The organism is uncultured Microbacterium sp., assembly GCF_947488465.1.
Classification (GTDB): Bacteria; Actinomycetota; Actinomycetes; order Actinomycetales; family Microbacteriaceae; genus Microbacterium.
This window is the reverse complement of the sequence record NZ_CANKZA010000003.1, coordinates 340,749-358,466: the sequence shown is the minus strand read 5'-3', so window position 1 is coordinate 358,466 and position 17,718 is coordinate 340,749. Positions and strand designations below refer to the sequence as shown.

The 17,718-nt window shown below is 67.7% G+C and carries 19 protein-coding genes; 2 read left to right on the top strand and 17 right to left on the bottom strand.

Translation table 11 applies throughout. The features are described 5' to 3' along the window. Positions 1 to 140: 140 nt before the first annotated feature. Both Q0653_RS09460 and Q0653_RS09455 read right to left on the bottom strand, forming a co-directional pair. A complete protein-coding gene (locus tag Q0653_RS09460) occupies positions 141 to 1,724 on the bottom strand; it encodes a hypothetical protein (protein ID WP_298944368.1) in 1,584 nt (527 codons plus the stop codon). Further along, positions 1,706 to 2,488, bottom strand: a complete 783-nt coding sequence (locus Q0653_RS09455) for an ABC transporter ATP-binding protein (RefSeq protein WP_298944367.1) — start codon at positions 2,486 to 2,488, stop codon at positions 1,706 to 1,708. Before Q0653_RS09455 ends, Q0653_RS09460 begins: the two co-directional genes overlap by 19 nt. Positions 2,489 to 2,540: 52 nt before the next feature. Here Q0653_RS09455 and Q0653_RS09450 point away from each other — a divergent pair, with 52 nt between their 5' ends. Continuing rightward, a complete protein-coding gene (locus Q0653_RS09450; RefSeq protein ID WP_298944366.1) occupies positions 2,541 to 3,665 on the top strand; it encodes an AAA family ATPase in 1,125 nt (374 codons plus the stop codon). Positions 3,666 to 3,676: 11 nt separating this feature from the next. Here Q0653_RS09450 and pheT read toward each other — a convergent pair whose 3' ends face one another. The 10 genes from pheT to infC form a co-directional block, all read right to left on the bottom strand. Beyond that, positions 3,677 to 6,184 (bottom strand): phenylalanine--tRNA ligase subunit beta, encoded by a 2,508-nt coding sequence (gene pheT / locus Q0653_RS09445; RefSeq protein WP_298944365.1) that lies wholly within the window; start codon positions 6,182 to 6,184, stop codon positions 3,677 to 3,679. Continuing rightward, positions 6,184 to 7,224: a phenylalanine--tRNA ligase subunit alpha gene (gene pheS, locus Q0653_RS09440; RefSeq protein WP_298944364.1), complete on the bottom strand. Its 1,041-nt coding sequence runs from the start codon at positions 7,222 to 7,224 to the stop codon at positions 6,184 to 6,186. Before pheS ends, pheT begins: the two co-directional genes overlap by 1 nt. Before the next feature lie 48 nt (positions 7,225 to 7,272). Beyond that, positions 7,273 to 8,184, bottom strand: coding sequence for an amino acid ABC transporter permease (locus tag Q0653_RS09435; RefSeq protein WP_298944363.1), 912 nt, complete (start codon positions 8,182 to 8,184; stop codon positions 7,273 to 7,275). Next, entirely contained in the window at positions 8,181 to 8,828 is a 648-nt protein-coding gene (locus Q0653_RS09430) for an amino acid ABC transporter permease (RefSeq protein ID WP_298944362.1), read from the bottom strand. The genes Q0653_RS09435 and Q0653_RS09430 overlap by 4 nt, the downstream gene beginning before the upstream one ends. A gap of 75 nt (positions 8,829 to 8,903) precedes the next feature. Continuing rightward, positions 8,904 to 9,812: a glutamate ABC transporter substrate-binding protein gene (locus tag Q0653_RS09425; protein WP_298743732.1), complete on the bottom strand. Its 909-nt coding sequence runs from the start codon at positions 9,810 to 9,812 to the stop codon at positions 8,904 to 8,906. A gap of 64 nt (positions 9,813 to 9,876) precedes the next feature. Continuing rightward, positions 9,877 to 10,665, bottom strand: a complete 789-nt coding sequence (locus Q0653_RS09420; protein ID WP_298743730.1) for an amino acid ABC transporter ATP-binding protein — start codon at positions 10,663 to 10,665, stop codon at positions 9,877 to 9,879. An 86-nt stretch (positions 10,666 to 10,751) separates the two neighbouring features. Then, positions 10,752 to 11,552, bottom strand: coding sequence for an RNA methyltransferase (locus Q0653_RS09415; RefSeq protein WP_298743728.1), 801 nt, complete (start codon positions 11,550 to 11,552; stop codon positions 10,752 to 10,754). 92 nt (positions 11,553 to 11,644) lie between these two features. Then, a complete protein-coding gene (gene rplT / locus Q0653_RS09410; RefSeq protein WP_261606444.1) occupies positions 11,645 to 12,025 on the bottom strand; it encodes a 50S ribosomal protein L20 in 381 nt (126 codons plus the stop codon). A gap of 29 nt (positions 12,026 to 12,054) precedes the next feature. Next, positions 12,055 to 12,249, bottom strand: a complete 195-nt coding sequence (rpmI, locus tag Q0653_RS09405; protein WP_261606443.1) for a 50S ribosomal protein L35 — start codon at positions 12,247 to 12,249, stop codon at positions 12,055 to 12,057. A gap of 45 nt (positions 12,250 to 12,294) precedes the next feature. After that, positions 12,295 to 12,951 (bottom strand): translation initiation factor IF-3, encoded by a 657-nt coding sequence (gene infC / locus Q0653_RS09400; RefSeq protein WP_298743724.1) that lies wholly within the window; start codon positions 12,949 to 12,951, stop codon positions 12,295 to 12,297. 229 nt (positions 12,952 to 13,180) lie between these two features. Here infC and Q0653_RS09395 point away from each other — a divergent pair, with 229 nt between their 5' ends. Next, the gene (locus Q0653_RS09395) at positions 13,181 to 13,588 is read left to right on the top strand and encodes a DUF1844 domain-containing protein (protein ID WP_298944361.1); all 408 of its coding nucleotides are present in this window, start codon (positions 13,181 to 13,183) and stop codon (positions 13,586 to 13,588) included. A gap of 164 nt (positions 13,589 to 13,752) precedes the next feature. Here the strand turns inward: Q0653_RS09395 and Q0653_RS09390 are convergent, their stop codons facing one another. The 5 genes from Q0653_RS09390 to Q0653_RS09370 are packed head-to-tail and all read right to left on the bottom strand — an operon-like array spanning position 13,753 to position 17,678. Further along, positions 13,753 to 14,520 carry an SseB family protein gene (locus Q0653_RS09390; protein WP_298944360.1) on the bottom strand — a complete coding sequence of 256 codons (768 nt, stop codon included), beginning with the start codon at positions 14,518 to 14,520 and terminating at the stop codon, positions 13,753 to 13,755. Beyond that, positions 14,504 to 15,250 carry a bifunctional 1-(5-phosphoribosyl)-5-((5-phosphoribosylamino)methylideneamino)imidazole-4-carboxamide isomerase/phosphoribosylanthranilate isomerase PriA gene (priA, locus tag Q0653_RS09385; RefSeq protein ID WP_298743718.1) on the bottom strand — a complete coding sequence of 249 codons (747 nt, stop codon included), beginning with the start codon at positions 15,248 to 15,250 and terminating at the stop codon, positions 14,504 to 14,506. The genes Q0653_RS09390 and priA overlap by 17 nt, the downstream gene beginning before the upstream one ends. A gap of 57 nt (positions 15,251 to 15,307) precedes the next feature. Then, positions 15,308 to 15,961 carry an imidazole glycerol phosphate synthase subunit HisH gene (gene hisH / locus Q0653_RS09380; RefSeq protein ID WP_298743716.1) on the bottom strand — a complete coding sequence of 218 codons (654 nt, stop codon included), beginning with the start codon at positions 15,959 to 15,961 and terminating at the stop codon, positions 15,308 to 15,310. Continuing rightward, positions 15,958 to 16,569 (bottom strand): imidazoleglycerol-phosphate dehydratase HisB, encoded by a 612-nt coding sequence (gene hisB / locus Q0653_RS09375; RefSeq protein WP_298743714.1) that lies wholly within the window; start codon positions 16,567 to 16,569, stop codon positions 15,958 to 15,960. Before hisB ends, hisH begins: the two co-directional genes overlap by 4 nt. Before the next feature lie 29 nt (positions 16,570 to 16,598). Continuing rightward, entirely contained in the window at positions 16,599 to 17,678 is a 1,080-nt protein-coding gene (locus Q0653_RS09370) for a histidinol-phosphate transaminase (RefSeq protein ID WP_298743712.1), read from the bottom strand. Positions 17,679 to 17,718 lie beyond the last annotated feature (40 nt).

Below are 17,718 nucleotides of genomic sequence, written 5' to 3'. Positions count from 1 at the left end.
GCGCGCAGGGTCGCCTAGAGTCGGCGGCCGGACAGACGTCGACGCGCGCGCAACACCGTCGAGACGACGGAAGCTGCGGTCGAGGACATTCCGCGAGGTTAGCGCTGCGACCTTCGGCATCGCAAATCGAGGAGCGCTGCTCAGCTGGTCGGAAGCGCCTTGATCTTCATGAGGAGATCGGGGCCGGTGCGGTTGAGCGTCCGCCCGCCGATCGCGATGCCGGCCGCCGCGATCCCTCCCCCGACGAGGAGCCCGGTCACAAGCGCCACCCAGCCCAGGGCGGGCTGCCCCACCGCCGCTGACAGGATGGCCAGCACGATCGCGGGTGATGCCAGCAGCATGCTGGCACCCCAGACGAGGAACACCAGCAGACCGCCGACGAAAGTCTGGCCCGGCACGCTCTTGAACGGGCTGTCGCCCGGTGCCGGCACAGGCGCGATGACCATTGCAGACGACACCGCCGTTACCCCGTAGCCGGTCAGCAGGATCCCGAGCGCCGCGCCCGCGATGGCCGGCACATGTCCGAGCGCTCCGGCGAGCGTGGTCGTGACGACGGCCGTGAGCAGCGTCAGCGGGATCCCGATGGAGGCCGACCCCAGCGCGCGGCCGAGACGGTCCGCCGGCCCGGGGATGCCGGTCGCCAACACCGACGCATACGCCGTGCCGTCGTACGAGATGTCGGCGTAGCCGGCGATCGCGATCACGAAGGCGACGATGACCGCCGAGGAGACGAACATGGCGCCGTCGATCCCCGACGTGAAGGCGAACAGCACGGGAAAGAGCGGCACGACCAGCAGTTGCCGCAGATAGCGGGGATCCCGCGTCCATGCCGTCAACGACCGCGCCCACGTCGCGCCGATGCCGCCGGTCGGCATCCATCCGAACAGGCCCAGTGCACCGGGTCTCGCGACACGGGGAGCCGGGCGCGCGGTGGCGGAGGTGGAGCGCTCGAGGGCACGCGCCCAGAGGAACCACACCACACCCAGGGTGGCGAGCGCGATCGCCGCCTTCGCGAGCGCGGCGAGCAGGTCACCGGTGGCGATGTCGGCCGGGACAGCCCACGTTGCGCCGAGCGGTGTCCAGCTGAGTACAGCCGCGGCTTGCGCGAATCGGCTCCCCAGATCATTCGTGCCACTGACGAGTGCGAGCACGCCCGTCAGGATCGGCCCCGTCATGATGAGAACGGCAAGAACCACCGTGCCGATGAGTTCTCGGCCGCGCCGGCTGCCGCCCAGGCCGGCGCTCAGGGCGACCATAGCCTGCGTCGCGACGACGCACGTCAGGACACCGACGAGGGCTGCCGGCACGGCCGCGAGCGCGGCCACGGGCCAGGCGATCCACACGATCACTGTCGCGAGCGCCGCCAGAGTCGTGACGATCCCGGGAACCCCGGTGAGCCCCGTCGCAGCGAGCGCGCGCATCACCTGCGCGGTCGTCAGCGGGAACGGCGCGAGGCGCTTCGCGTCGACCGTCGATTCGGTCCCCGCGATCAGGAGCGGTCCGAGGAGCCAGCCCAACAACAGCGCCGATCCCCCGACGACCACGACAACGCGCGACAGTTCGGCGGAGTCGGCGACGGCGACACCGACGAACGTCGCGACGGCGAGGGCGAGGGCCGAGAGGGCGCCGACAATACCGAAGCAGAAGCCGACGAGCTGCCACGGTCTGCGGGCGAGTGAGTTGCCGAGGATCCGGTATCGCAGGCTCAGGACTGTCGCAACCACTGCGGCCCCTCGCTCGTGTGGCGTCCACCGACCAGCGAGACGAACCGATCCTGCAGGCTCTGCTCGCCACGCACCTCATCGACGGTTCCGGCGGCCAAGACACGGCCGGCAGCGATGACCGCGACGTGATCGCACATCCGTTGGACGAGATCCATCGAGTGACTCGAGACGATCACACTGCCACCCGAGGCGGTGTAGCCGCGCAGGACGTCTTCGATGTTCGCCGCCGAGACGGGATCGACCGACTCGAACGGCTCATCCAGCACGAGCAGCCGCGGCGCATGCACGAGGGCACACGCCAGCGCGACCTTCTTGGTCATGCCGGCGGAATAGTCGGCGACGATCGTGCCAGCCGACTCGCGGAGGTCCATCATCTCGATGAGGTCCGACACCCGCCCGGGGATCTGCGGCCGCGGCAGAGAGAACATCATCGCCGTGTAGGTGATCAGCTGCTCCCCCGTGAGACGGTCGAACAGGCGCACACCGTCGGCGAGGTTGCCAATGACCGACTTGGCGCGCACGGGATCAGCCCAGACGTCCACGCCGTGCACCCAGGCGGCACCGGCATCCGGTCGCAACAGCCCCGTCGCCATCGACAGCGTCGTCGTCTTGCCGGCCCCGTTCGGACCTACGAGGCCGAAGAAGGATCCCGCCGGCACATCGAGGTCGATTCCGGCCACCGCGGACTTCTCGCCGAACCGTTTGACGAGGCCGCGAAGCTGCAGAGCCGGCGGAGACGAGGAGGCCGCGGAGAGATCAGTCACACACTCGACACTATCCGGCGGGCACGTCGGAGGCTCCTGGCACAGTGGAAGGATGCTGAAGACCCTCGCCGTGGCCGGCTACCGATCGCTGCGCGATGTCATCGTGCCGCTGGCGCCCTTGACCGTCGTGACCGGACCGAACGGCTCCGGAAAATCCAACCTGTATCGCGCGCTGCGCCTGCTCGCTTCCGCGGCGCGTGGCGAGCTCGTCGGCGCGGTCGCGCGCGAGGGCGGGCTCCCGTCGCTGCTGTGGGCGGGGGCGGAGTCGGGCGGCACGCAGGGAACCGTGCGGAAGGGACCCGTTGCGGTGCGCCTCGGCTTCGCGTCTGACGAGCTCGGCTATCTCGTCGACCTCGGCATCCCGCAGGCGGAGCGAGGCGATCCGTTCGCCCGTGACCCCGAGATCAAGCGCGAGCAGGTGTTCGCCGGCACGGTGGCGAAACCGTCGACGCTGCTGATCGACCGGACCCGACAGAACACGCGGGTGCGTGAGGGCGCATGGACGAATCTCGACCAGAAGCTCGCCCCGTACGAAAGCATCGTCACCGACCTCGCCGACGGCGACACCGCCCCGGAACTGTTGGGGCTGCGCCGGATGATGAGCGGGTGGCGGTTCTACGACCATTTTCGCGTGGATGCCGATGCTCCCGCCCGCCGGCCTCAGGTCGGCACGCGGTCACACACCCTCGCCCACGACGGATCGAACCTCGCCGCCGTCTGGGAGACCGTCGTCCAGGCGGGTTTCGGCGCCGATCTCGACCGCGCAGTGGACGAGGCATTTCCGGGAAGCCGCGTGCGCGTCGAGAGTTCCGACGGGCTGTTCCGGCTGACGTTGCAGCAGCCGGGTCTTCTGCGCCCGCTCGAGACGGCGGAGCTGTCCGACGGCACGCTGCGCTACCTGTTGCTCTGCGCCGCCCTGCTTCCGGCGCGCCCCGCGCCACTCATCGTGCTGAACGAGCCGGAGTCGAGCTTGCACATCACACTTCTTCCCGCGCTCGCACGGCTCGTGGTTCGCGCGGCGGAACGCACACAGGTCATCGTCGTCTCGCACGCGCCGGCGCTCGTCGACGGCGTCGGCGAGCGCGCTCGCATCGAACTGACGCCAGGGCCTGCCGGTACCGACGTCGCCGGCCAGGGGTTCATGGACGTCCCCGCGTGGAATTGGGGTTCGCGCTAGTTCCTCCGCGACTACTCGCGGATCGCCGCCCCGAACCGCTCCGCAGCCGCGGCGACGCCAGCGAGCTTCGCTTCCGACGCCTCCGCTGCCGTCAGTGTCCGGTCATCGGCACGGAAACGGAGCGCGAACGTCAGGCTCTTCGTCCCCTCCGCAAGACCCGCACCGCGATAGTCGTCCACCAGGCGCACAGACTCGAGCAACGACCCGGCGCCGTCGGCGAGCGCAGCCCGCACACCGGCCGCCGGGAGTGCGGCATCCACGACGAGGGACACATCCTGCGTCGCCGCAGGGTATCCGGACAGCGCCGCAGCGACGACCTTCTCACCCGCGAGGTCGAGCACGAGATCGAGGTCGAGCTCGGCGACGATCACCCTCCCGGGCAGATCGGCGGCCGCCGAAACGGCCGGCAGGAGTTCGCCCACGTAGCCGACCTCGGTGTCGTCCACCAGAAGCACACCGGTGCGACCGGGATGGAGCGCCGCGCGGGCCGCTTGCGCGACAGTGATCTCGACCCCGGCCGCGACGGCGATCGTGCGGACGGCGTCCAGCGCATCGGCCACGTCGAAGGGTTCTGCCGGCTGACCCGGCTGCTTGGCGACCCGGAGGCCGGTCAGCAGGATGGCGACATGGCGCGGCTGCGGCGGGATCGCGGCATCGAGTGCGGCGAGGGTCGCGGCATCCGGTCGCACGGCTGCCGGCGGCACGGTCTCGGTGCCGTATGTGACACCCACCTCGGGGAGGAAGACGGCGCCGGTTTCGAACAACGCCAGGTCCGTCAGTCCGCGCGCCTCGTTGCGGTGCGCGACCTGGAGGAGGCCGGGGACGAGCGAGCGCCGAAGGAACGGCGCCTGGCCGTCGAGCGGATTCGCGAGCCTCATCGAGGGCAGGTGCTCTCCCGACGGTGACCCGTGCAGGTCATTCTGTGCCTCGGTGGTGAATCCGAACGAGGGCGTCTCGACGAAACCGGAAGCGGCCAGTGCGTTCGCGACGCGACGCCGGCCGGCCTGCGCGGACGTGAAGCCGCGGCCCGAGGGCGGAATCGGCAGCACGGACGGGATGCGGTCGTACCCCGTGATGCGGGCGACCTCCTCGGCGAGCGTCCACTTGTCGGTGAGGTCCGGACGCCACGACGGCGGGATCACGGTGAGGGTCTCGCCGTCCTCCGTCACCTCTGCGCCGATGGTCTCGAGCGCGCCGATGACCTCGGCATCCGTGTAGTCGACACCGATGAGACCCGCGGGGAAGCCCCGCGGCAGGTCGATCGCCTCGAGGAAGACCTCGGCGAACAACGCGCCGCCCTCCTCGCCGAGCGTGCCGCCGGCGTGGGCCACCATCAGGTCCGCGACGCGCCGGGCGGCCACGAAGGGAATGAGGGGATCGACGCCGCGCTCGAAGCGCTTGGATGCCTCGGAGGGCAGCTTGTGTCGACGGGCGCTGCGCGCGATGGTCACGGTGTCGAAGATCGCCGCTTCGATCAGCACGTCGCGGGTCGCGTCGGTCATCTCGGTCGTCGCGCCGCCCATGACTCCGGCGAGCCCGATCGGACCGGAGTCGTCGGTGATCAGGAGATCCTCGGCCGAAAGCGCGCGGTCTTTGCCGTCGAGCGTCGTGAGGTGCTCCCCCGCTCGCGCGCGCCGGACGGTGATGCCGCCCGTCAGTCGATCAAGGTCGTAGCCGTGGATCGGATTGCCGAGCTCCAGCATGACGTAGTTCGTGATGTCGATGAGCACGCCGAGCGAGCGGATGCCGGCGAGCTGGAGCCGCGCGATCATCCACGCCGGCGTCGGCTGGGTCGGATCGACGCCACGGACGACGCGGACGACGAACTCGCTCGCGCCCACGCGGCCGCGGATCGGCGCATCGTCGACGACGGCGACGTCGAACCCGCTCGTCGGCTGCGCGAGATCCTCGAAATCCCGGTCTCCGGGATCGCGGAAGGCCGCACCCGTCGCGTGCGCGTACTCGCGGGCGACGCCGCGCAACGACAGCGCGTATCCGCGGTCGGGGGTGACGTTGATCTCGACCGCGACATCATCGAGGCCGAGCAGCGCGATCGCGTCGGTACCGATCTCGGGGTCGAGGCCGAGTTCGACGAGCCGCAGGATGCCGTCGTGCTCGTCGCCGAGGCCCAGTTCGCGAGCCGACGCGATCATGCCGTCCGAGACATGACCGTAGGTCTTGCGAGCGGCGATCGGGAAGGGGCCGGGCAGCACGGCTCCGGGCAGGGTCACGACGACCTTGTCACCGGCGAAGAAGTTGCCGGCACCGCAGACGATGCCGCGGACTCCCCCGTGGGAAGCACCGACATCGACCTGGCACCACCGGATGGTCTTGCCGTTGGACTGCGGTTCAGGGTCGAAGGAGACGACCTGCCCGACGACGATCGGGCCGGTCAGCCCGAATCCGTGGACGTCCTCCTCCTCGAATCCGACCGACACGAGCGAGGCCAGCACGTCCTCGGGTGTCGTGCCGGCGGGGACATCGACGTACTCACGAAGCCAAGACAACGGGATGCGCATCAGACCACCATTCCGAACTGCTCGCTGAAACGCACATCGCCTTCGGCCATGTCGCGCATGTCTTTCACATCCGAACGGAACATGAGCGTCCGTTCGATTCCCATGCCGAACGCGAATCCGGAGTATTCCTCCGGGTCGATCCCTGCGGCCCGCAGGACGTTCGGGTTCACCATGCCGCATCCACCCCACTCGATCCACCGGGCACCGCCGGTGAAGGTCGGGTGCCAGAGGTCGAGTTCCGCGGACGGCTCGGTGAAGGGGAAGTAGTTGGCGCGCAGGCGGGTCTTCGCCTCGGCGCCGAAGAGCGCACGGGCGACGTGATCGAGCGTGCCGCGGAGGTGCGCCATCGTGATCCCCTTGTCGATCACGAGCCCCTCGAACTGGCTGAAGACGGGGAGGTGGGTCGCGTCGAACTCGTCTGTGCGGTACACGCGGCCGGGCGAAACGATGTAAATCGGGAGGTCCCGCGTCAACATCGACCGCATCTGCACAGGGCTCGTCTGGGTGCGTAGCAGCAGATGCGCGGCAACGGGATCGACGTAGAAGGTGTCCTGCATCTGCCGTGCCGGATGGTCGGCGTCGAGGTTCAGCGCGTCGAAGTTGTACCACTCGTGCTCGAGCTCGGGGCCTTCCGCGATCTCCCAGCCCATCCCGACGAAGATGTCGCCAACCTGGTCCTGCAACAGAGTGAGCGGATGCCGTGCGCCCACCCGCGCGCGCTGGGGAGCCGCGGTGATGTCGATCCGTTCGGCTTCGAGCTTCGCCGCCGTCTCCGCCTCGGCCAACTCGGCCTCTCGGGCGGCGAGCGCCTGCGTCACGCGGCCGCGGCCCGCTCCGACGAGCTTGCCGAATGCGGCCTTCTGATCGTTCGGCACATCCCGCATCCGCGCGTTGAGCTGCGCGAGCGCAGAACTCTCACCGATGTGCGCCGAGCGGGCGGCCTTGAGTTCGGTTGTGGACGATACGGCGGCGAAGGCCGCGAGCGCCGCGCTCACGGCGGCTTCGACGGCGTCGGCGGTGATCTCGGGTGCGTCAGACACAAGAGAGGAGTCTACCGGCGCGCGCAGCCCGCTCCGGGCTCGAGTGGATCAGCCGCGGCGACGCCGGCCTTGCGCCCGCTGAGCCGCGATGAGCTCCGTGTTGGTCGTGCCCTCGTGCGTGAGCGGTGCGAGATTGTCGGCGGCAGCGACAGCGCGCGGCGAGCGACGGAGACGGATCTCCACCCACTTCGCGATCCCGGACAGGATGAGGCAGAGGCCGATGTAGATGGCTGCCGCCACGAGCGCCGCCTGCAGGATCGGCCGGTTGTACGTGCCCTGGCTGCCGATCAGCTTCGCGAACGAGAGCAACTCGGGATACGTGATGATGAACCCGAGAGCGGTGTCCTTCAACGTGACGACGAGCTGCGCGATGATCACGGGGAGCATGGCGCGGATCGCCTGGGGCAGCAGGATCAGCTGCATCACGCCGCTCTTGCGCAGACCGAGGGCATAGCCCGCTTCGCGTTGCCCGCTGGGCAGCGCTTCGACGCCGGCGCGGATGACCTCGGAGAGGACCGAGCCGTTGTAGAGCATGAGCGGGATCACGACGGCCCAGTAGACCTCGACGTCCACGCCGAGCACCGGGAGCCCGTAGTACATCAGAAGCATCATGATGAGGACCGGGACGGCACGAAGAACCTCGACGATCGCCGTGATCGGCACTCGCACCCACGCGTGATCGGACATCCGCCCGATCGCGAGCACGAATCCCAACAGCAGGGCGAGCACGGCCGCGGCTCCGAACGCCGCGAGGGTACGACCCGTCGCCTCGGCGATCTGCACCCAGACGGTGGAGAACGTGAAGACGTACCACTTCTCTGCCGAGAACTGACCGGTCTCCGCGAAGCGGTAGATGATGAAACCGAGCAGCGCCAAGATGACGAGAACGGTCACGACACCGATCAGCCGGTTCCGGAGGACCGCCCGCGGTCCGGGGACGTCGTACAGCACGGAAGTCATCGCGCCACCCTCCATCGGTTCTCGAGAGATCGTTGCACCCACGAGAGCAGCAGCACGAGCGCGACGAAGATGGCCGCGACCCAGAGGAGCACTTCGAGCGCGTTCTCGCCCTGCTCGCTCATGACCGCGCGGATACGACCGAGCTCGGCGACGGAGAATCCGGCGGCGACCGTCGTGTTCTTCAGGAGCGCGATGAAGACGCTCATCATCGGCGGCACAACCGAACGGAACGCCTGCGGGAGGACGACGAGCGTCATCACCTGGCCGAACGGCAGACCGATCGCCCGGGCGGCTTCCGCCTGTCCGACCGGGACCGTGCCGATACCGGACCGAAGGACTTCGGCCACGTACGTGGCCGTATAGATGCCGAGCGCAACGACGCCGAGGAGCGTGAAGTCGAGCTTCGGAAGCCCGAGTTGCGGGTAGCCGAAGGCAAAGAAGAAGAACACCAGCGTGAGGGGCGTGTTGCGGATGGTGTTCACGTACACCGTGCCTACGGCCCGGGCGATCGGCACCGGCGACACGCGCGCGGCACCCACGATCGTGCCGAGCACGAGAGCGATCACGGCGCCACCGAAGAACAGGATCAGCGTGTTGGTGATCGCCTCTCCCCAGATGGGGAGGTGATCGAAGATGACGCCCATGCGCCTGCCCTTCTCGGATGGAGCGGAGAGCGCCGGTGACAGGAGCGGCTCACGCTCCTGTCACCGGCGGCACTGTCAGTCGACGGCGGGCTGGGTGACTTCGATGCCCGACGAACCGAGGTTCTTGTCGAAGATCGCCTGCCAGATCTCGCCCCCGTCGGTGAAGAGGGTGTTGATGTGGTCCTGCAGGACGGAGTCGCCCTTGGTGATGCCGACGCCGTAGCGCTCTTCACTGAAGGGCTCACCGACGACCTTGAGCTCATCCGGCTGCTGCGCTGCGTACCCGATCAGGATCGCCTGGTCGGTCGTGACGGCAGCGACCTGTCCGTTGACGAGCGCTTCCACACACTCGGAGTAGCTGTTGAACTCCGTGGTGGGGACGTTCGGGTAGTTCGTTCGGATGTTCTGGATCGGGGTGGAGCCGGTCGCCGAGCACACGTTGGTGGTCTCGTCGAGGTCACCCTCGCCGGTGATCTCGCTGTCGCTGGCGACGAGCAGTCCCTGACCGGTGATGAAGTACGGGCCGGCGAAGTCGATGACGTCCTTGCGCTTGTCGGTGATCGAGTAGGTGCCGACGTAGTAGTCGATGTCGCCATTGACGATCGACTGCTCGCGCGCCGACGAGTCGACACGGATGAACTCGATGTCCTCCTCATCCATGCCGAGCGACGCCGCGATCCAACGGGCGATGTCGATGTCGAAGCCGGTGCGCTCACCGCTCACGACGTCGAGGTAGCCGAGACCGGGCTGGTCTTCCTTCACGCCGACCACGACCTTGCCGGCCGAACTGATCTTGTCGAACGTCGGGCTGCCTTCGAGCGCGACATCGGAGGCGACCTCGAACCAGGCCGTTCCCTCGTCCGTGCCTTCGTCCGTACCGCCGTCGGAGGGAGCGGCGCCCGGCGTTCCGCTGTTGCAGCCCGCGAGGGCGAGTGCGGCAAGTGCCACTCCCGCCAGAGTCATGCTGATCCGTGTCTTACGCATGTGGAGTCCTCCTGGTTTCGTTTCTTTCAGAGCTCCGCGACCGGTACAAGGCCGCGGACATCGATCAATGCGTGATGAGTTTGGAGAGGAAGTCCTTGGCCCGATCCGTCTTCGGGTGGGTGAAGAACTCTTCGGGAGTGTCGTCTTCGAGGATCTTGCCGTCCGCCATGAAGACCACGCGATCGGCGGCTTTTCGGGCGAAACCCATCTCGTGGGTGACAACGATCATGGTCATGCCGTCTTGGGCGAGTCCGACCATGACGTCGAGTACCTCGTTGATCATTTCGGGGTCCAGTGCGCTGGTGGGCTCATCGAAGAGCATCACCTTCGGCTGCATCGCAAGGGAGCGCGCGATCGCGACGCGCTGCTGCTGACCACCGGACAGTTGCGCAGGAAGCTTGGATGCTTGGTGCCCGACGCCGACGCGTTCCAGAAGCACCATCGCCTCGCGCTCGGCATCCGCCTTCTTCATCTTTCGAACCTTGATCGGCCCGAGCGTGACGTTGTCGAGGATCGTGAGGTGGGCGAAGAGATTGAACGACTGGAAGACCATTCCGACGTCGGCACGGAGCGCGGCGAGTCCCTTCCCTTCCTTGGGGAGTTCGGTGCCGTCGATGGAGATCGAACCGCTCGTGATCGTCTCCAGGCGGTTGATCGTGCGGCACAGGGTCGACTTCCCTGAGCCGGAGGGCCCGATGACGACAACCACCTCGCCGCGATTGACCGTCAGGTTCACGTCGGTGAGCGCTTGAAACTCGCCGTAGTGCTTCTGCACGTCGCTCACCACGACGAGCGGGTCGCCCCGACGCACGGTGATGTTCGACGTCGCGGGGGCAGGATCGGGTGTCGCCATGGGGTCAGCCTAAGCAGAACGCTCAGAAAAAACTCAAGCTCTCCACAGGATCTTGACCGAGTCGTAACCCGCCCGGAACAATTCGCTCAGCGATCGGCGCGCTGCGCGAAGGCGGTTTCGTACAGGCAGACGCTTGCCGCAGTGGCGAGGTTCAATGATTCGGCGCGGCCGTAGATCGGCAGCCGCAACGAGAGATCGACCAGCGCGAGCGCATCGTCTTCGAGACCCCGTGCCTCGTTGCCGAAGAGCCATGCCGTCGGCTCACGAAGGACGTCCCGTCGAGTCAGGAAGTCGTCTCCTCCGACGTCGGCCGCAATCACCCGCAGGCCCGAGGCGTGCGCGCGCTCGATGGTCGACACGAGGTCGGCGCCGACGGCGACAGGCACGTGGAACAGCGAGCCGGTCGTGGCGCGGACCACCTTGGGGTTGTACGGATCCACAGTCCGCCCGGTGAGGACCACCGCGTCCGCGCCGGCCGCATCCGCTGCTCGGATGATGGTGCCGAGGTTGCCTGGATCACGCACTTCTTCGCAGATCGCGATGAGTGTGGGCGTGCCGTCGAAGATGTCTTTCAGCGAGGTCGGTGATTGGCGCGCCACCGCGACGATGCCCTGCGGCGTGACCGTGTCGGCCATGGCATCCAGAACCGCCTCGGTCGTGAACTCGACGTCGATACCCGCGTCCCGGGCGGCGTCGCGGAGGTCGGGATGCCGCTCCATCGCGGCCGGCGTCGCAAACACCTCGATGAGGGTATCGGGACGGTACGCCAGCGCTTCGCGGGCAGCCTGCGGTCCCTCGAGGAGGAAGAGTCCGGTCTCTTGCCGCGCGCTTCGCTTGGTCAGCTTGGCAACCGCGCGCACGCGGGGGGAACGCGGGTTCTCGAGCACGATCTCAGCATAGGGCCGCACAGCGACGTTCTCCGGATGCGACGAAGGGCGCCTTCCCGGAGGAAGACGCCCTTCGATGATGCGGCGACGTGTCAGACGCGCGGAGCGTTGACGTCGGCCGGCAGTGCAGCCTTGGCGGTCGCGATCAGCGACGCGAAGGTCGCCGGCTCGTTGACCGCGAGCTCGGCGAGCATGCGACGGTCGACCTGGACACCGGCGAGGCCGAGACCCTGGATGAAGCGGTTGTACGTGAGGCCGTTCTGGCGGCTCGCAGCGTTGATGCGCTGGATCCAGAGGCGACGGAAGTCGCCCTTGCGCTTGCGACGGTCACGGTACGCGTAGACGAGCGAGTGGGTGACCTGCTCCTTCGCCTTGCGGTACAGGCGCGAACGCTGACCCCGGTAACCGGAGGCGCGCTCCAGGATGACGCGACGCTTCTTGTGGGCGTTTACCGCCCGCTTGACTCTAGCCATTTCTTCTATTTCCTAACGTGCGTCGGTACTCAGTGACCGAGGAGTTTCTTGGCGACCTTGGCGTCACCGTGGGCCAGGACCTGCTCGCCGTTGAGGCGACGCTTGCGCTTGCTGGCCTTGCCCTCGAGGTTGTGGCGCATCCCGGCCTGCTGCTTCATGAGCTTGCCGCTTCCGGTGACCTTGAAGCGCTTCTTGGCACCCGAGTGGGTCTTCTGCTTCGGCATGATTTTTCCTTCGTTGTGGATCCGGCGGGCCGGAGTCTGTGGGGATTACTCCGCGGAAGCGGATTCGTCCGTGGCGTCCGTGTCCGAACCCGTACGCGCCTGGCGTGCGGCTTCGCGGTTGGCAGTGCGCTGGGCGTTCTGCTCGGTCTTGACCTCGGACTTGTTCTTGTGCGGCGCGATCACCATGACCATGTTGCGTCCGTCGATCGTGGGGTTGGACTCCACGGTGCCGAACTCAGCCACATCCTCGGCGAACTTCCGCAGTAGGCGCACGCCCTGGTCGGGACGGGACTGCTCGCGACCGCGGAACAAGATCATGGCTTTGACCTTGTCGCCGGTCTTGAGGAAGCCCTCGGCGCGCTTGCGCTTGGTTTCGTAGTCGTGATTGTCGATCTTCAGGCGGAAACGAACCTCTTTGAGGATCGTGTTCGCCTGGTTGCGGCGCGCTTCCTTCGCCTTCTGCGCGGCTTCGTACTTGAACTTCCCGTAGTCCATGATCTTGACGACGGGAGGCTTCGAGTCCGGAGCGACCTCGACCAGGTCGAGATCGGCTTCCTGAGCCAGGCGCAGCGCGACCTCGATACGGACGACGCCGACCTGCTCACCTGCGGGTCCGACGAGGCGGACCTCGGGAACGCGGATGCGGTCGTTGGTGCGGGGATCGCTGATGTGCGGAACTCCTCTTCGTGCGGTGGCGGCCACCGGACACACAGGAGTGTGTCTCGGGCGGAAGAGCATCACGACCACCCCGCACGACGCACGCGTCGGCTTCGTCCTTCTCGCACCCGCATCCGATGTTCTGGACAGCCTCGCGGACGAGGCGGAGTGCGTGACCCGGTAGCCTGGAGCGGCAAGCGCGGGTGGGATGTGATCCTCTTTCGATCCGGAGTAGAACACTCCGGTGCCCGCTGAGTCTAGCAGAGAGCAACCCGTGGCCACGAACCCCGCATCCTCCGACCGCGACGATCCTCAGGATGCCGAGCGCATCGCCCGGTGGGAGGAACAAGAACGGGCCGCGTCCGCGGCATCCCGCGATATCGCCGACGTGCCGGCGGTCGAAGTGATCACCGCCGCCGCCGTCCACCTGCTGAGCGCCGCGGCGGTGAAGGTCGGACTCGCCGACGATCCCGAGACCCAGCAGGATCTCGACGAAGCGCGCAAGCTCATCAACGCGCTCGCGGGCCTCATCACCGCCGCCGCGCCCGAGATCAGCGACATGCACGCCCGGTCTCTGCGCGACGGACTCCGCTCGGTACAACTCGCGTTCCGCGAGGCATCGGTCATCCCCGATGAGATCGGCAAGGGACCTGGCGAGAAGTGGACCGGCCCCGTCACCTGACCCTCCCGGTCACCTGACTGGCGGTTTCGCGGCAGATCTGCGCGGAAACCGCAGGCGGGCGCCGTCCCTCATTTCGCGAGACCGCGCTCGTGTCCCGATGTCCGCGGCTTTAGCGGACACACGCGCGGTCTCGCGGGACAGGCACGGGAGACAAGGCGCGGCGGTCAGGCGCGGACGAGCTTGACTGTCAGGGAATCCACGAGCACCGCAATGCGATCATCGGCGGCCCAACGCGCCGCGAGGCGCTGGAGGACGGCATCGAGCTGTGCCCTGTCGAGCCCGTCGACCAGGTGCAGGCGGACGATCAGTTCGGGCCCGTGCAAGCGTCCTTCCGGATCGCCGGACGCAACGGCGAGGTCGAGAACGGCAAGCTCGCTCCCGATGCTCTCCTGCAGCGCCGTGAACACCTCGGGAGACTCGTGCGCGGGCTCCCAGGCCTGCCCCTGGCCCAGCGCCCACACGGCGGGTCGCCGCAACACGAACTCGTTCTCAGTGCCCGGGTCGATCACGATCAGATCCGTGTCGTCGGCCGCTGCGGAGAGGGCCGTCCGCACACCGTCGGCGGGGACGGGGCGTGCCAGCGGATCCCACGCCGACATTGCGGCGACCGAGGTGAACACGGGGAGCACACGCCGTCCGTCGGGCGCAGCGACCGTGACGATCGACAGTTCCTGCGTCTTGTCGACGCGGAGCCCCGTCGGCCCGACGCCCTCATCGCCCTTGTCTGCAACCAGGGGGATCAACACGCGCGCGCGAGCATAAGCCGCGACGATCGCGGACGCCGACCCCGCACCACTGCGGAACGCCGTCAACGCCGCCTGCAACGTCGGGTCCGCCGATCCGTCGTCACCGGCGTGCGGGTTCGCGTCGAAGCTGCGCCCTTCCCACGGAACTCCGGCAGAGTCCGCGGAGTGATCAGTCCCCGGCGACATCCAGCGCCTCGGCGAGCGTGAACGCGCCCGCGTACAGCGCTTTGCCGACGATCGCGCCCTCGACACCGTGGGGCACGAGCTCACGCAGAGCCGCGATGTCATCAAGGCTCGAGATACCGCCCGAGGCGACGACCGGCTTGGTGGTGCGCGAGGTCACTTCGCGCAGCAACTCGAGGTTGGGGCCGCGCAGCGTGCCATCCTTGGTCACGTCGGTGACGACGTAGCGGCTGCACCCCGCATCTTCCAGCCGGTCCAGCACCTGCCAGAGGTCACCGCCGTCGCGGGTCCACCCACGCGCGGCGAGCGTCGTGCCACGGACGTCGAGTCCTACGGCGATCGCTTCGCCGTACCGCCCGATCACATCGGCCGCCCACTCGGGGTTCTCCAACGCCGCGGTGCCGAGATTGATGCGGGTCGCACCGGACTCCAGCGCCGCTTCGAGCGTCGCGTCGTCACGGATGCCGCCGGAAAGCTCGACCTGCACGCCCTTGAGCTGCTTGATCGCCTTGCGGATGACCGCGGTGTTGTTGCCCCGACCGAAGGCCGCATCGAGGTCGACCAAGTGGATCCACTGCGCACCGTCGCGTGCCCAGGTCAGGGCCGCATCGACGGGGTCGCCGTAGCTGGTTTCGGTTCCGGCGGCGCCCTGGGTGAGGCGGACGGCCTTCCCGTCTGCGACGTCGACCGCCGGCAGCAGGATCAATTCAGGGGTGGACGCGAAATCGTTCATGGCTCCAAGTGGGGGTCGATGAGCGCGCATGGGGTCGCGCATGCACAGTGAGAGAGACTACCCCGCCTGCGGAAGGGTGGACATCCAGTTACCCAGCAGACGGATGCCGGCATCCCCGCTCTTTTCCGGATGGAACTGCGTTGCCGTCAGCGGCCCGTTCTCCACCGCGGCCAGGAAGGGCGTGCCGTAGTCGCACCAGCTCAGCACGGGAGCTCGGAACGGCTTGATGACATCGAGGTGCCACTGCTGGGCGCCGTATGAGTGCACGAAATAGAACCGTTCCTGCTCGATCCCGCGGAAGAGTGTGGATCCCTCCCCCGCGCGCACCGTGTTCCAGCCCATGTGCGGGAGCACGGGAGCATCGAGCTCCGTCACGACGCCTGGCCACTGCCCCAGACCCTCGGTGTCGACGCCGCGTTCGACACCTCGACCGAACAGCACCTGCATGCCGACGCAGATCCCGAGGACGGGGCGACCTCCGGCCAGCCGCCGTTCGATCACCTCGTCGCCACGACTCGCACGCAGGGCGCTCATGACGGCTTCGAAGGCGCCGACGCCGGGAACGAGAAGCCCCGCGGCGTCCTGGATGAGTCCGCGATCCGCGGTGAGTCGGGCGTCGGCGCCCGCGGCGACGAGCGCCTTCACCGCAGAGTGGACGTTGCCGGAACCGTAGTCCAGGACAGCGACGAGGGGCCGCGAAGCGTCTGTCACAGAGCGCCCTTCGTGCTCGGGATGCCGGAGACCAGCGGATCGAGAGACTTGGCCTGGCGGAACGCGCGGGCGAATGCCTTGTACTCCGCTTCGGCGATGTGGTGCGGGTCGCGGCCACCCACGACGCGGATATGCACCGTCATCGCCGACTGGAACGCGATGGCCTCGAACGTGTGCCGCACGAGCGAGCCGGTGAAGTGGCCGCCGATCAGGTGGTACTCGAAGCCCGCGGGTTCGCCCTCGTGCACGAGGTAGGGGCGGCCGCTGATGTCGACGACGGCCTGCGCGAGGGCCTCGTCGAGCGGCACCAGAGCATCGCCGTACCGCGATATTCCGACCTTGTCGCCCAGCGCCTGGCGGATCGCCTGCCCGAGAACGATCGAGACGTCCTCGACCGTGTGGTGTGCGTCGATGTCGGTGTCACCGGACGCCCGGACCGTGAGATCCGTCAGCGAGTGCTTGGCGAACGCGGTCAGCAGGTGGTTGAAGAACGGGACGGATGTATCGATGTGACTCTGACCCGTGCCATCGAGATCCAGATCCAACTCAACGGTCGACTCGCTCGTCGCACGCCGGATCGACGCGGTACGGGGCGCGGAAATGCTCATCGCCCCACTCTATCGAGACGGGTGCGTCCTCACTGTCCGAGTGATGCCAGTGCGTCGAGGAACAGGGTCGACTCCGACTCGGTCCCGGCTGTGACACGCAGGCTGTGCGGGATCCCCACGTCGCGGATGAGGACACCACGGTCGTAGAGACCCTGCCAGGTCGCTGCGGGGTCATCCACTCCACCGAACAGAACGAAGTTCGTCCAGCTCTCGTAGGGCTCATAGCCGAGAGCAGCCAAGGTCGCCGAGATTCTGTCCCGTTGCCCGACGATGTCCTCGACCATGCTCAGCATGGCCGGCGCGTGTCGGAGCGCCGCCGTCGCCGCAGCCTGAGTGAGGGCACTGAGGTGATAGGGCAATCGCACGAGACGGAGCGCGTCGATCACCGCGGGGTCGGCGGCCAGATATCCGACGCGCGCGCCAGCGAAGGCGAAGGCTTTGCTCATCGTCCGCGAGACCACGAGTCGCTCCCGCCCGGGGAGGAGCGTCAACGCAGAACGCTCGTCGCGAGGCGCGAACTCCTGATACGCCTCATCCACGATCACCATGCCGCGACTGGCCTCGTACACCGCCTCGATGACATCGAGCCGCAGGGGCGTGCCGGTCGGGTTGTTCGGAGCGCAGAGGAAGATGACGTCGGGGTCCGCCTGGTCGATCTGATGTGCAGCGTCATCCGCGTCGATCGTGTAGTCCATCGCGCGAACACCGGAGACATACGAGGCCCCGGTCGCACGTGTCAGCAACGGGTACATCGAATACGTCGGCGAGAACCCGAATGCCGTACGGCCAGGTCCGCCGAAAGCCTGCAACAGATGCTGCAGCACCTCGTTCGATCCGTTGGCCGCCCAGATCTGATCCCGCGTGAGTCCGTGTCCGAGATAGCCGGCGAATCCCTCCCGCAGCGCGGTGAATTCACGATCCGGGTAGCGGTTGACGTCCCGCAGCGCGTGTGCGATGTCATCCAGAATGTCGTCGGCGACGTCTTCGGGAACCGGATGCGTGTTCTCGTTCACGTTCAAAGCGACCGGGAGCGGAGCTTGCGGTGCTCCGTAGGGCGTCAGACCGCGAAGGTCATCGCGGAGGGGAAGGTCATCGAGACGTACAGCCACGTCTCCATCGTAGGGCGCGTCAAGCGTCACACTCCCCGAG